Source organism: Micromonospora sp. DT15 (genome assembly GCF_049841475.1).
Taxonomy (GTDB): Bacteria; Actinomycetota; Actinomycetes; order Mycobacteriales; family Micromonosporaceae; genus Micromonospora.
Window position 1 is genome coordinate 106,613 of record NZ_JBNCKJ010000015.1, and the last position, 14,242, is coordinate 120,854.

Annotated in this window: 10 protein-coding genes and 1 pseudogene; 7 read left to right on the forward strand and 4 right to left on the reverse strand. The window is 71.3% G+C overall.

Annotated elements, in window-relative coordinates:
* The first annotated feature begins 13 nt into the window (after nt 1-13).
* Entirely contained in the window at nt 14-2,722 is a 2,709-nt protein-coding gene (gene ppdK / locus ACLQ3F_RS28340) for a pyruvate, phosphate dikinase (RefSeq protein ID WP_425852492.1), read from the forward strand.
* A gap of 42 nt (nt 2,723-2,764) precedes the next feature.
* On the opposite strand, the gene ACLQ3F_RS28345 is transcribed toward ppdK, so the two are convergent.
* A complete protein-coding gene (locus tag ACLQ3F_RS28345; RefSeq protein ID WP_357207070.1) occupies nt 2,765-3,265 on the reverse strand; it encodes a roadblock/LC7 domain-containing protein in 501 nt (166 codons plus the stop codon).
* Nucleotides 3,266-3,518: 253 nt separating this feature from the next.
* Between ACLQ3F_RS28345 and ACLQ3F_RS28350 the strand changes: the two genes are divergently transcribed.
* The 3 genes from ACLQ3F_RS28350 to ACLQ3F_RS28360 are packed head-to-tail and all read left to right on the forward strand — an operon-like array spanning nt 3,519 to nt 6,044.
* Nucleotides 3,519-3,872 (forward strand): VOC family protein, encoded by a 354-nt coding sequence (locus ACLQ3F_RS28350; RefSeq protein ID WP_425852494.1) that lies wholly within the window; start codon nt 3,519-3,521, stop codon nt 3,870-3,872.
* Nucleotides 3,873-3,914: 42 nt separating this feature from the next.
* A complete protein-coding gene (locus ACLQ3F_RS28355) occupies nt 3,915-5,180 on the forward strand; it encodes a deoxyguanosinetriphosphate triphosphohydrolase (RefSeq protein ID WP_425852496.1) in 1,266 nt (421 codons plus the stop codon).
* 15 nt (nt 5,181-5,195) lie between these two features.
* Nucleotides 5,196-6,044 (forward strand): siderophore-interacting protein, encoded by an 849-nt coding sequence (locus tag ACLQ3F_RS28360; RefSeq protein WP_425852498.1) that lies wholly within the window; start codon nt 5,196-5,198, stop codon nt 6,042-6,044.
* Between the two features lie 7 nt (nt 6,045-6,051).
* Here the strand turns inward: ACLQ3F_RS28360 and ACLQ3F_RS28365 are convergent, their stop codons facing one another.
* Complete coding sequence (locus tag ACLQ3F_RS28365; protein ID WP_425852500.1) at nt 6,052-7,257, reverse strand: low temperature requirement protein A; 1,206 nt, start codon at nt 7,255-7,257, stop codon at nt 6,052-6,054.
* A 113-nt stretch (nt 7,258-7,370) separates the two neighbouring features.
* On the opposite strand from ACLQ3F_RS28365, the pseudogene dnaG reads away from it, so the two are divergent.
* Together dnaG and ACLQ3F_RS28375 are read left to right on the forward strand one after the other, a co-directional pair.
* Nucleotides 7,371-9,273, forward strand: a pseudogene (dnaG, locus tag ACLQ3F_RS28370) (DNA primase).
* Nucleotides 9,274-9,810: a hypothetical protein gene (locus tag ACLQ3F_RS28375; RefSeq protein WP_355009809.1), complete on the forward strand. Its 537-nt coding sequence runs from the start codon at nt 9,274-9,276 to the stop codon at nt 9,808-9,810.
* Nucleotides 9,811-9,819: 9 nt separating this feature from the next.
* Here ACLQ3F_RS28375 and ACLQ3F_RS28380 read toward each other — a convergent pair whose 3' ends face one another.
* The gene (locus tag ACLQ3F_RS28380; RefSeq protein ID WP_425852502.1) at nt 9,820-10,839 is read right to left on the reverse strand and encodes a TAXI family TRAP transporter solute-binding subunit; all 1,020 of its coding nucleotides are present in this window, start codon (nt 10,837-10,839) and stop codon (nt 9,820-9,822) included.
* Nucleotides 10,836-13,061: a TRAP transporter permease gene (locus tag ACLQ3F_RS28385; protein ID WP_425852504.1), complete on the reverse strand. Its 2,226-nt coding sequence runs from the start codon at nt 13,059-13,061 to the stop codon at nt 10,836-10,838. The genes ACLQ3F_RS28380 and ACLQ3F_RS28385 overlap by 4 nt, the downstream gene beginning before the upstream one ends.
* Nucleotides 13,062-13,205: 144 nt before the next feature.
* Here ACLQ3F_RS28385 and ACLQ3F_RS28390 point away from each other — a divergent pair, with 144 nt between their 5' ends.
* Complete coding sequence (locus ACLQ3F_RS28390; RefSeq protein WP_355009806.1) at nt 13,206-14,138, forward strand: ABC transporter ATP-binding protein; 933 nt, start codon at nt 13,206-13,208, stop codon at nt 14,136-14,138.
* The last annotated feature ends 104 nt before the right edge of the window (nt 14,139-14,242 follow it).

Sequence of the window (14,242 nt, forward strand, 5' to 3'; positions counted from 1 at the left end):
TGTGGAGGCTCTGGTGGCAGCGCAAGAGACCGTCGATCACAAGTACGTCTACGACTTCTCCGAAGGCAACAAGGAGCTCAAGGAGTTGCTGGGCGGCAAGGGGGCAAACCTCGCCGAGATGACCAATCTGGGCCTGCCCGTTCCGCCCGGCTTCACCATCACCACCGAGGCGTGCCAGGCGTACCTCGCGACGGGACGGGAGCCGGACGGGCTCGCCGGTCAGATCGAGGCGCACCTGGAGTCGCTGGAGCGGGCGATGGGCAAGCGCCTCGGTGACCCGCAGGACCCACTGCTGGTCTCCGTCCGCTCCGGTGCCAAGTTCTCCATGCCCGGCATGATGGAGACCGTCCTCAACGTCGGTCTCAACGACCAGAGCGTGGAAGGACTCGCAGCCCAGGCCGGCAACAACGAGCGGTTCGCCTGGGACTCCTACCGGCGACTCATCCAGATGTTCGGCAAGACCGTCTGCGAGGTGCCGGGCGAGGAGTTCGAGCACGCGCTCGACGAGGCCAAGCACGCCAAGGGCACCCACAACGACCTGGATCTGGACGCCGACGACCTGCGGGGGCTGGTCGACGCGTACAAGAAGATCTTCTTGAAGCACACCGGCCGGGAGTTCCCGCAGCAGCCACGCGAACAGCTCGACCTGGCCATCCGGGCGGTCTTCGAGTCGTGGAACGCCGAGCGCGCGGTGCTCTACCGTCGCCAGGAGCGGATCCCGACCGACCTCGGCACCGCTGTCAACGTGGTGACGATGGTCTTCGGCAACCTCGGGCCCGACTCCGGCACCGGTGTCGCGTTCACCCGTGACCCGGCCAGCGGGGCGCAGGGCATCTACGGCGACTACCTGGCCAACGCCCAGGGTGAGGACGTGGTCGCCGGCATCCGCAACACGGTGCCGTTGCAGGAGTTGGAGCAGCTCGACAAGGCGTCCTACGACGAGCTGCTCGGCATCATGGCGCGGCTGGAGGAGCACTACAAGGACCTCTGCGACATCGAGTTCACCATCGAACGCGGCAAGCTGTGGATGCTGCAGACCCGGGTCGGCAAACGCACCGCCGCCGCCGCGTTCGTCATCGCCGGACAGCTCGTCGACGAGGGCCTGATCGACCTGGATGAGGCGCTGCACCGGGTCAATGGCGCGCAACTGGCCCAGCTGATGTTCCCGCGCTTCCAGCTCGACCACGAGTTCCAGCCGGTCGCCACTGGCATCGGCGCGTCGCCGGGCGCGGCGTCCGGCACTGTGGTGTTCACCTCCGCCCGAGCCGTCGAGCTGGCCGCCGAGGGGAAGTCGGTGATCCTGGTGCGCCGGGAGACCAACCCGGACGACCTGAACGGCATGATCGCCGCGAAGGGCATCCTGACCTCGCGCGGCGGCAAGACCAGTCACGCGGCGGTGGTGGCCCGGGGCATGGGTAAGACCTGCGTCTCCGGTGCCGACGAGATCGAGGTGAACGTGCCGGCGAAGCGGTTCACTGTCGCCGGCCAGACCGTCGCCGAGGGCGATGTGGTGTCCATCGACGGCACCACCGGCAAGGTCTACCTCGGCGAGGTGCCGGTCATGCCCTCCGAGGTCGTGCAGTACTTCGAGGGCAGCCTCGACCCCGAGCACATCGACAACGCGCTGGTCCGGGCCGTACACCGGATCATGACGCACGCCGACGGCAAGCGGCGGCTGGCGGTCCGCACGAACGCCGACACCGGCGCGGACGCCGCTCGGGCCCGGCGCTTCGGCGCCGAGGGCATCGGGTTGTGCCGCACCGAGCACATGTTCCTCGGTGACCGGCGGGAGCTGGTCGAGCGGCTGATCCTGGCCCGGGCCCCGGGTGAGCGGGAGGCGGCGCTGGCGGCGTTGCTGCCGTTGCAGCGGGCCGACTTCGAGGAGATCTTCCGCGAGATGGACGGCCTGCCGGTCACCGTCCGGCTCATCGATCCGCCGTTGCACGAGTTCCTGCCGCCGTTGGAGCAGCTCGCCGTCAACGTGGCTGTCGCGCAGGAACGCGGCGAGGACGTGGCCAAGGAGGAGGCGCTGCTCGCCGCCGTCCGGCGGATGCACGAGGAGAACCCGATGCTCGGGCTGCGGGGTGTACGCCTCGGCCTGGTCATCCCCGGCCTGTTCGCGATGCAGGTCCGCGCCATCGCCGAGGCGGCGGTCAGTTGCGCCCGCGACGGGGGCACGGCCAAGCCGGAGATCATGGTGCCGCTGGTCGGGGCGGTGCAGGAGCTGGAGACGGTTCGCGCCGAGGCCGAGAAGATCATTGCCGAGGTGGTCGGGGACAGCGGCGTCGAGGTGCTGATCGGCACCATGATCGAGGTGCCCCGGGCGGCGTTGACCGCCGGGCAGATCGCCGAGGCCGCCGAGTTCTTCTCCTTCGGCACCAACGACCTGACCCAGATGGGCTGGGGCTTCTCGCGCGACGACGTCGAGGGGGCGTTCTTCTGGCGCTACCTGGAGTTGGGCATCTTCGGCATCTCGCCGTTCGAGTCGATCGACCGCGACGGTGTCGGTCGGCTGGTGCGGATCGCCGCCGAGGAGGGCCGGGCCGCCCGCCCCGGGCTCAAGCTCGGTGTCTGCGGTGAGCACGGCGGTGACCCGGACTCGGTGCACTTCTTCCACGAGGTCGGCCTGGACTACGTGTCCTGTTCGCCGTTCCGGGTGCCGGTGGCCCGGCTGGAGGCCGGCCGGGCGGTCGTGGAGAGCGGCGGGTCGGACAGCCGTTGACGCACGCCGGCGGCGGCCCGGTCACCGGGCCGCCGCCGGCGTTCAGATCGGCGGACGACGCCAGGTCGGTCGGGACGAGCGGCGCAACTGCGCCGGCAGGGTCGCCATCGGGGTACGCGTGGCCAGCGGGGCGTGCGCGTCCGGTACGGCTGTCGCGCCGATGCCCGCGCCGCGAATGTCCAGGAACGACCCTGCCCGACGGGCCACCACCCGCGCCTCCTCGTGCAGCGCCTCCAGGTCGTCCGCCGCCGACGCGGTGACGAGGGTCAGCAGGGCGCTGCGCCCGGCCGGGTAGGTGACCACGCAGCCTGCTGTGGTGCACACGACCGACTCCCGGAACTCACCATGCCGGACGGTGTCGGCCACCCGGTGCCCGAGCCCGAAACTCGCGGCGGCGAGCGCGGCGAGATGGGTGGCGTCGGTGCTGGGTAGGTCGCTGGAGATGAGCAGGCCGTCGGTGCCCGCGAGCACCGTGCCGGCGATGTCGGGTCGGCGCTGGCGCAGCCCGCGTAGCTCCGGTCCCATCACCGTGTCTGCGTCCACGAGCGTTACCCCTCACCGGTCGGCTCTGCGTGTCAGTCGGCTGGTCACGTTCCGCGCTGGGAACGCTACCGGTGGCGACTTCCGACCGCGAGACCGTAACCCTCGGCGATCGGTCGGCAACTGGGGGCCAATCGGTGGTTGTGTGCCATTCATCGATGCGTCGTGAGCAGGTCGGGCAGTGGTGGCGGGCGTAACCTTGGCTCGCTCGTACACGGCCGATTGGGCGCCGCGTCGAACGGGAAGAGGTGACTGCATGACGAGTGTCTGGGAGAGCCTGACTGTCGACGCCCGCGATCCGGCCCGACTGGCCCGTTGGTGGGCTGAGGCGCTCGGCTATCAGGTCGTCACCGAGAAGCCCGACGAGGTGGAGATCCGCCAGTCCGCCGACCGCCTGCCCGGCCTGGTCTTCGTGCCGGTGACCGAGGGCAAGGACCGCAAGAACCGGCTGCACCTCGACCTGCGCCCCGCCGATCTGGAGGCTGAGGTCGAGCGCCTGGTCGACATGGGCGCCCGGCACGTCGACATCGGTCAGGGCGACGTCGAGTGGACGGTGCTGGCCGACCCCGAGGGCAACGAGTTCTGCGTCCTCCGTGAGCGCGAGGAGTGAGCCGGTCTTGCGAGCCCCGCAGTCGCGAACTGTGCCGGCTGCGTGAGAAGTGAGCCGGGGGCGGCGGACGCCCGGTTGGTCGAGGAGCCGCCCAAGGACACCGGACATCGCCGGTCGCCGTACGAACGCGACCGGGCCCGGGTGCTGCACTCGGCGGCGTTTCGCCGGCTGGCCACCAAGACCCAGGTGCACACCGCCGGCACCGACGACTTCCTGCGTACGCGGCTGACCCACTCGTTGGAGGTGGCCCAGATCGCCCGGGAGATGGGTTCCCGGCTGGGCTGCGACCCGGACGTGGTGGACGTCGCGGGGCTCGCGCACGACCTCGGGCACCCGCCGTTCGGGCACAACGGCGAGGCTGCCTTGGATCTGCTCGCCACGCCGTGCGGCGGCTTCGAGGGCAACGCGCAGACCCTGCGGGTGTTGACCCGCCTCGAGGCGAAGGTGCTCGCCCCGGACGGCTCGTCCGCCGGGCTGAACCTGACCCGGGCGTCGCTGGACGCGATCGGCAAGTACCCCTGGCCGCGCCGGCCGGGGGAGCGCAAGTTCGGGGTGTACGCCGACGACGCGGCCGTCTTCGACTGGATCCGGGCCGGCGCACCCGGCGACCGGCGTTGCCTGGAGGCCCAGGTGATGGACTGGGCCGACGACGTCGCGTACTCGGTGCACGACGTGGAGGACGGCATCCACGGTGGTTATGTCACGTTGCACCCGCTGCTCACCGACGCCGACGAGCGGGCCGCGCTCTGCGCCGACGTGGCCGCCGCCTACTCCGGCGAGTCCGAGGCGGACCTGGCCGAGGTGCTCGTCGATCTGCTGGCCGGTCCGCTGCTCGCCCCGCTCGCCGGCTACGACGGCAGCCATCGCGCGCAGGTCGCGTTGAAGGCCACCACCAGCGGCGTGACCGGGCTGTTCGTGTCCGCTGCGGTGGCGGCGACGGAGGAACGCTTCGGTCCGGGCCCGCACCGCCGCTACGCCGCCGACCTGGTGGTGCCCCGCCTGGTACGGGCGCAGTGCGCGCTGCTCAAGGGCATAGCGCTGCGGTACGTGATGCGTCGCAGCGGCTTCCGGGGCCGCTACGAGCGGCAGCGGACGATGCTCGCGGAGTTGGTCGCCGCGCTGGTCCGGAGTGCCCCGGAAGGGCTCGACCCGATCTTCGTCCCGCTGTGGCGGGCTGCCCCGGACGACCGGGCCAGATTGCGGGTGGTGATCGACCAGGTCGCCTCGCTCACCGATCCGGCGGCGGTGGCCTGGCACACCCGCCTGGTCGGCAACGGGACACCCCCGCTTGATCACACGTCAACTTAGGCTAGCCTAACTGGTATGACGGAACGCCCCAGGAACGTCACCTCGGCCCGGGTGCTGCGCACCGAGCGGCCCACCCCACACCTGATCCGGCTCGTCCTCGGTGGGGACGAACTGGTCGGCCTGCCGGTGGGCGAGTTCACCGACCACTACATCAAGGTGGTGTTCCCGCAGCCGAACGTCGCGTACCCGCAGCCGTTGGACCTCGCCGCGATCCGCCGGGACCTGCCCCGGGAGCAGTGGCCCCGGCTGCGCGCGTACACCGTGCGGCGCTGGGATCCGCTGGCCGGGGAGCTGACCGTCGATGTGGTGCACCACGGCGACGAGGGGTTGGCCGGCCCGTGGGCCGCCGCGCTGCGTGCCGGCGATCCGGTGCACTTCGTCGGCCCCGGCGGCGCGTACGCCCCGAACCCGGACGCGGACTGGCACCTGCTTGTCGGTGACGAGAGCGCCCTGCCGGCGATCGCCGCCGCGCTGGAGCGCCTTCCGCTGGGTGCCCCGGCCCATGTCTTCGTGGAGATCGCCGACCCGGCGGAGGAGCAGAAGCTGCTCAGCCCCGGGGCGGTCGAGTTGACCTGGCTGCACCGTGGCGAACGCCCGGTGGGCGAGGCGCTGGTCGCGGCGGTACGCGCGTTGGAGTTCCCGGCCGGCCAGGTGCACGCCTTCGTGCACGGCGAGGCGGCCTTCGTCCGGGAGTTGCGCCGGCTGTTGCGCGGTGAGCGGGGCGTACCCCTCGACCGACTCTCCATCTCCGGCTACTGGCGGCGTGGCATGGACGACGAGGGCTGGCGTTCCACCAAGGCCGACTGGAACCAGCAGGTGGCGGCCGAGGAGACGAGCGTCGGCGAGCCGGCCCGGGTGGCCTGAGCGCCGCTCAGCCCTCGGGCGTCTGATTCGCCTGGCCGGCCTTGGCGAGTCGCCGGCTGACCAGGACGGCGTATCCGACGACGGCCAGGGAGAGCAGCGACAGCATCAGCCTCGGTTGGTGCACAGTCACGGTGATCAGCGAGACCGAGACCACCCCGTAGACGGCGATCGCGAACCGGGCGGCGCTCGGCCGGGTCCACAGCCAGTACAGGGCGAGACCGCAGAGCGTCCAGATCACCATCGACGCGCCGAGCAGCAGCCGCAACTCCAGCGGCAGGTGGTTGGCGTCGTCGTCGACCAGCCGGACCACCTGCCCGAGTGACCAGCCGAGCAGCAGCAGCGCACCGCCGAGCGGAATGTGCAGGTAGCTGTACGCCTGCCCGCCACGCAGCCGGCGTTGGAGAAGGCGGGTGGTGACGAATGTGGTGTAGACCCACCAGACGGCCGCCGGGATCAGGAAGGCCAACGCCGCGGTGAGGATCATGTGGGGCGGAGGATGGTCCGGCACGGCGAAGAGCAGGCTGGCCAGCGCGCTACCCAGCACGATGATGGTGAACTGCCCGATCCGTTCCGGCAGGTGCCTGTTGTCCACCGGCCAGCGGTTGAGCCAACGTGCCCCGACCCAGGGCGTGGACAGTTCGATCAGCATCGCGACGATCCACAGGACGGGCCGCAGTTCGGTGGGCACGATCAGCGACACCAACCAGATCAACCAGCCTGACCCGAAGCCGATCAGGTAGATGGTCGTCACCATCCGGGCCATCGGGCTGGTGGAACGGGCGCGTAGGTACAGCAGGAGCAGCACACCCCGCACGATCAGGTACCCGATGGGCAGGAGGACGCTCTCCGGCACCTCGTCGACCCCGAGGGTCATCGCGCCCGCGCCCACGAGCGCGACGAGCACCAGCACCCGGTGCAGCGCGTCGTCCGGGTCGAACCGGGTGTCGTAGTAGACCTGTCCCATCCAGGCCCACTGGACCACCACGAAGAGCCCGATCACGGCCAGTACGTCGGTCGGCGACGGGCTCGGCTCGTCACCCAGCCGAGCCACCACCGCCGCCAGCGCGTACACGAAGATGATGTCGAGGAAGAGCTCCAGCCAGGTGGCGTGCCGGTGTCCGGCTTCGTCCGCACCCGGGGTCTGTTCGGGTAGCCCGACCCGTCCGGCCAGCCATCTCGGCAGGCGGGGGGCTTGGCTGCGTACCCGGCGCATCTGGTCATGGTCCCCGCGCGGACCCGGCCGGCGGGCCGGAACCGCCCAGCAGGCAGCGGCCGCCGCCACACCGGCGTCCCCCGGCCGGCGTGTCGTCGGTCCGGCAGGGCAGGATGTACGGCGAGGGGGTGGCGCATGGCTGGGCGGATCCGGGACGAGGACATCGCACTGGTCCGGGAACGCACCTCGATCGGGGATGTGATCTCCGAGACGGTCACCCTGAAGTCCGCCGGCGGCGGCAACCTCAAGGGTCTGTGCCCGTTCCACGACGAGAAGAGTCCGTCGTTCAACGTGTCCCCGGCCCGCAACGTCTGGTACTGCTTCGGCTGCGGGGCCGGCGGGGACGCGATCAAGTTCCTGATGGACGCCGACCACCTCAGCTTCGTGGAGTCCGTCGAGCGGCTGGCCGGCCGCGCCGGCATCCAACTGCGCTACATCGAGGACGACAAGGGCACCCCCCGCCCCCGACCGCAGCAGGGCCAGCGGCAGCGCCTGGTCGCCGCGCACGCCGCCGCCGTCGAGTTCTACAGCGCGCAACTGAGCACCGCCGGCGCGCGGGCGGCACGGGAGTTCCTGGCCCGCCGGGGCTTCGACCGGGCCGCCGCCGAGCGCTACGGCTGTGGCTTCGCGCCGGAGGGTTGGGACCCGCTCACCAAGCACCTGCGCCAGCAGGGCTTCACCCACCAGGAGCTGGTCACTGCCGGGCTGTCCCGGGAGTCCCGTTCCGGCACCCTGATCGACAGGTTCCGTCGCCGGCTGCTCTGGCCGATCCGCGACCTCGCCGGCGACGTGATCGGCTTCGGCGCACGCAAGCTCTTCGATGACGACGACGGCCCGAAGTACCTGAACACGCCCGAGACGCCGATCTACAAGAAGTCGCACGTGCTCTACGGCATCGACCAGGCCAAGCGGGAGATCGCCAAGCAGGGTCGGGCGGTGATCGTCGAGGGTTACACCGACGTGATGGCCTGTCACCTGGCCGGGGTGACCACTGCGGTGGCGACCTGCGGCACCGCCTTCGCCGCGGACCACATCTCCGTCCTGCGCCGGCTCCTGTTCGACAGCGACGAGGTGGCCGGCGAGATCATCTTCACCTTCGACGGTGACGCCGCCGGGCAGAAGGCCGCGCTGCGCGCCTTCGAAGACGACCAGCGCTTCGTCGGGCGCACGTTCATCGCGGTCAGCCCGGACAACATGGACCCGTGCGACCTGCGGCTGGCCAAGGGCGACCTGGCGGTGCGTGACCTGGTCGCCCGCCGTGAGCCGCTCGTCGACTTCGCGCTGCGGCACGTGATCAGCCGCTTCGACCTGGACACCGTCGACGGCCGGGTCGAGGCGATGCGCCACGCCGCGCCGCTGGTCGCCCGCCTGAAGGACCGGGAGAAGCGCCCGGAGTACGTCCGCAAGCTCGCCATGGACCTCGGCATGGAGATCGAGCCGGTGCAGCGGGCGGTGCTCGCTGCCGGCAACACCGCGCCGTCCGGCACCCGCGAGGCCGCCCCCGCCGCCCGGCCGACCTCCGCCCGCCCCGAGCCGGCGGTGGACAGCCCGCAGTCGATGGTCGAGCGGGAGGCGCTCAAACTCGCCCTTCAGCAACCGGTCCTGGCCGGGCCGATGTTCGACACGATCGAAGCCACCGAATACCGCCACCCGGTGCACGTCGCGGTGCGTACGGCCATCGCGGCGGCCGGTGGTGCCGCGTCGGCGACCGGCGGCGCGGTCTGGATCGAGTCGGTCCGCGACGCCTGCGAGGACCTGGCGGCAGCGGCGCTGGTCGGTGAGCTGGCCGTCGAACCACTGCGGATCGACGGTGAACCGGACCCGCGCTACGTGTCGATCACCATGGCCCGGGTGCAGTTCGGGTCGGTGACCGCCCGGGTCCGGGACCTCAAGTCACGCATCCAGCGGATCAACCCGGTCAACAACAAGGACGAGTACTTCGCCGCCTTCGGTGAGCTGCTGTCCCTGGAGCAGCACGCCCGGGCGTTGCGCGAGCAGGCTGCGGGAGGCCTCTAGATGGGACTGTTCAGCCGCAAGCCGAAGCTGCCGCCGGCCGACCGGCCGCCGCTGACCGCCGACGAGCGGGTGGTGGCCTGGGCCGCCGCCGGCAACGGCGAGGGCGACGGGGTGGTGGTCGCCACCAACCTCGGGTTGTGGCTGCCCGGTCGAGGGCACCGGCTCGGTTGGCACACCATCCTCAAGGCGGTCTGGTCCGGCCGGCAGTTGACAGTCACCCCCGCCGAGCCCGTCGTCGAGCGCGACGGCTACACGGTGGTCGCCGACGGTCCGGCCGAGACGTACCTGCTGCTCGACCCGGGGGAGTTGCCGCACCAGGTGCGGGCCCGGGTGACCCGTTCGGTCGCGTACACCGAGCACCAGCCGGTGCCCGGCGGCGCGGCGCGGGTCGCGGCCCGACGCGTGGCCGGGGTTGACGGTCTGACCTGGACGGTCCGACTCGATCCCGGCACTCCGACCGACGACGACGCAGTGCTCGCCGACACCGACCGGCTGGTCGGTGTGGCCCGCGCCGCCACCGCGCCGGCCGACGGCTGACCGGTCGGGTCAGTTCGCGCCGAGGTCGTTCAGCGCCTTCTCGGCGCCGCGGTGCAGTGGCACCGGCAGGGTCCGGCGGGCCTTTTCCAGCGAGATTCCCTTGGCCGCCGGGTTGGCCTGGGCCAGAGCGTCGCGCTTGTCGAACACCGTCCGGGTGATCGCGCAGGCCACGTTGGCGTCCAGATCCTTGCGGACCAGCAGCACGTTGGGCACGACGATGGTCGGGGTGTCGCTCGCCGTCTTGTACGCGTCCCGGCCGATCGTGCCTTCCTGGTAGCCGGGGCTCAGCGTGGTCATCTTCGGCAGCAACGGCGAGATGTCGACGAACTTCACCGAGTCGCCGGCAGTGGTGAACAGGTCGGTGAGGCCACCGGTGGGCAGACCACCGGACCAGAAGAAGCCGTCGACGCTGCCGTCCTTGATCCCCTCGACGGTCTTGGTGAGGTCCAGTCGCTGCGCCCGGATGTCCTTGGCCGGGTCGAGACCGGCGGCCTGCAACAGCCGGTTCGCGATCACCTCGGTGCCGGACTTCGGTGAGCCGGTGGAGATCCGCTTGCCGCGCATGTCGGCCACCGAGGTGATCCCGGAGTCGTTGCGGACCACCACCTGCGTGTAGTTGTCGTAGATGCGGGTCAGCGCCTGCACCGGCTGCGGCGCGGTGAAGCTGCCCTTGCCCTCCACCGCGTTGACCGCCGTGTCGAACAGCGAGAACGCCACGTCGTACTGGCCACCGACCAGTTGCTCGACGTTCTGCACCGAGGCGCCGGTCTCGGCGGCGGTGCCGGTGAGCTTGCCGCCGGTCGCTTCGGACAGCTGCCCGGCCAGGGCGTTGCCGACCACGTAGTAGACGCCCGTCGCGTTGCCGGTGGCGATGCCGACGCGGGTCTCCTTGGTCACCTCGCAGGTGACCTCGCTGGCCGTGTCGTCAGTGGCCGCGCCGCCCTGCTGACCTCCGCAACCCGCGGCGCCGACCGCGACCAGGGCGAGCACGCTGAGGCCCGCGGCGAGCCGTACGTCGATTCGTCTCACAGTTTCTCCTCCACAGGGTTGGACGATGGCCGGCCGGCGGATCTGCGGCGAACGATCACACCCGCCGCCGCGATCGCGGCGAGCGCCGCGCCGAGCGTGACCGGCACGGGTTCGAGCCAGAGCAATGTGACGCCGGCGAGAGCGCCCAGCACCCGCTCCGGTACGCCGGCCGGGCCCACACCGGGCAGCCAGCCACCGGCGGCGACGGCGAGCACCGCCACGCTGAGCGCTGTGACGCCGGCGGCGAAGGCGATCCGCTGGACGCCACCGATGCCGAGCAGGCCGAGCCCCGCCGGCGTGATGACGAACGCGATCGGGGTCAGGTAGGCCGGCAGCGCGTACCGCAGGGTCTGCCACATGGTCGGCACCAGCCGGCCGCCGGTGACCGCGGCGGCGGCCACCGCGGCGAGCGCGGTCGGTGGGGACACCTCGGACAGCACCGCGAAGTAGAAGACGAACATCGCCGCCGCCGGCGCGGTGACGCCCAGGTCGAGCAGGGCCGGACCGACGATCACCCAACCGATCACGAACGATGCGGTGACCGGAACGGCCAGGCCCAGCAGGCTGAGCGCGACGGCGGCGAGCAGCGCGGTGAGCACCAGCACCAGGGTCGGGTCCGACGTGGCCGCCTGCGCCCCGCCGATCAGCAGCGCCGCCGCCTGCGGCCCGAGGCCGGTCTTCGTGGTGGTCGCCGTGATGATGCCGGCGGCGGCGCAGACCGCGGTGACGGCGAGGACGCCGCGTACGCCGGTGACGAGCGCGGTCACCAGCCGGCCCGGGGTGAGTCGGTGCGCCCGGTCCAGGTAGGAGAGCACGACGGCGAGGACGATGGCGAACACGACGGCCCGCGTCGCGGACACACCGATGGCGAGGAACACGATGATGGCGATCAGTGAGGCGAAGTGGTAGCCGAACCGGGCCAGCAGCCGCCAGGGCGAGCCGACGTCGATCACCACCGGGCGTACGCCGGAACGGCGGGCGTCGATCTCCACGGCGAGCAGGATGCCGAGGTAGTAGAGCACCGTCGGTACCGTTGCCCAGCCCAGCACCTGGAGGTACGAGACGCCCAGGTACTCGGCGATGATGAACGCCGCCGCACCCAGGGTTGGCGGGGAGAGGATCGCGCCCACCCCGGCCGCGGCCAGCATGCCGCCGGCCCGCTCCGGCGGGTAGCCGGCGCGGCGCAGCAGCGGCCAGGTGACCGCGCCGATGCTCACCGTCGTGGCCGCGCCGGAGCCGGAGACGGTGCCGAGCAGGAAACCCGAGGCCACCGCCGTCCGGCCGGCTGCGGTCCGGGAACGTCGGAACGCCGCGGCCGACAACTCGACGAAGAACCGCCCGGCGCCGGACAACTCCAGCACCGCGCCGTAGATGGTGAACAGCACGATGTACGAGGCGGCCACGTCGAGCGGCGTGCCGTAGAAGCCGCTGTCGGAGTTGTAGAACGCGTCGACCAGCTGACTGAAGTCGAGCCCGGCGTGCGCGACCGGCCAGGACTGCGGCAACAACCCGCCGTAGTAGCCGTAGCCGAGGAACAGCAGGCAGACCGCCGGCAGGATCCAACCGGTGGCACGTCGACACGCTTCGAGCAGCAGGAGCAGCAGGAGGGTGCCCAGCACCAGATCCGTCGCCGCCAGCAGGCCCTGCCGGTCGAGGAACGCGTTGTAGCCGCCGCCACCGCTGCCGATCCGGATCGGGAGGACGGGGTAGAGGCAGGCCGCGACCGCCAGGGCGCTCAGAGCCCAGTCGGTCACTGTGGGCCGCGTCGACGCGGGTGCCGGGACGCGCCCGTCGCTGTCGCTCCCGGTGGCCTCGGCGCGGTCGGCCCGTGGTCGCCGGGCGCGTAGGCGGGCCGGCAGCCGCAGGTCGGACGGGTAGGCGAGGAAGACCAGCGGGAGTACGCCGGCGAGGAAGATGATCAGGTAATACTTGCTGCCCTGCGACAGGGGGCGGAACACCTGCCACAGGGCGAGAGCGCCGACCACCAGCGCCGCCACGGTGAGGAGCAGACCCGCCGGCCCGGAGAGCACCCGCCCTGGTTTCTCGTCCTCGAACTGGGCGGCCAGGTCCCGAGTCGCCTGCTCGGCGACGCTCGGGTCGCTCGGCTCGGCTTCAGATCGCGGTCGGGGTGGCCCGCCGGGGCTCGCTGCGGGCCCGTCAGCGGAAGAGTTGGCTGGTCGGGCACGTGACTGTGAACCATCGGGCGAGCTGATGGGCGGCACGGAAGGACGATACACGTCGATTGGCTGACGGGTGGGGCATCGATCGGCGTTTCGCCGTCGGTGGTACGGACACCACTGTGATCGGCCGGTCGCCGGCGGATATTTGCGTGGAGGGGTGTCGGACCGGGCGGTTAGGGTCGGGCGGTGACTTCGGGGCGACCACTGATTCAGGCTCGCGGGCTGGTGAAGCGGTTCGGCGATTTCACCGCCGTGGACGGCATCGACGTCGAGGTTCGCCCGGGTGAGGCGTTCGGTTTCCTCGGGCCCAACGGTGCGGGCAAGTCGTCCACCATGCGGATGGTCGGCTGCATCTCCCCACCCAGCGCGGGTGAGCTGCGCATCCTCGACATGGATCCGGTGGCTGACGGGCCGGCCATCCGGGCGCGCCTCGGGGTGTGCCCCCAGCTCGACAATCTCGATCCGGAGCTGACCGTCCGGGAAAACCTGACCGTCTACGCCCGCTACTTCGGCATCTCCCGCCGGGCGGCCCGGGAGCGCGCCGCCGAGCTGCTCGACTTCGTGCAGCTCACCGAACGGGCCGACAGCAAGGTCGAGCCGCTGTCCGGTGGCATGAAGCGTCGGTTGACCATCGCCCGAGCGCTGGTGAACGATCCGGAGATCGTGTTGCTCGACGAGCCGACCACCGGGCTGGACCCGCAGGCCCGGCACCTGGTGTGGGAGCGGCTGTTCCGGCTCAAGCAGCAGGGCGTCACGTTGGTGCTCACCACCCACTACATGGACGAGGCCGAGCAGCTCTGTGACCGGCTGGTGGTGATGGACGGCGGCCGGATCGTCGCCGAGGGCTCGCCCCGCGCGTTGATCGAGCAGCACTCGACCCGCGAGGTGGTCGAGCTGCGTTTCACCGCCGAGTCGCAGGAACCGTTCGCAGGCAAGCTCGACGGGCTGGGGGAGCGGGTCGAGGTGTTGCCCGACCGGGTCCTGCTCTACGTGCCCGACGGCGACGCGGCGGTCGCCGAAGTCGCCGCGCTGGGGCTCCAGCCGGCGAACGTGCTGGTCCGGCGCAGCGGCCTGGAGGATGTCTTCCTGCACCTGACCGGCCGCACCCTGGTCGATTGATCCACTCGGCTTCCTGCAAGTCGGGGTGATACGGCGCAGTGGACAGCCCGACTTCCTGAAACCCGAGTCGATCACGCACCGGCCAGGACCGTAGGGTGACGGCG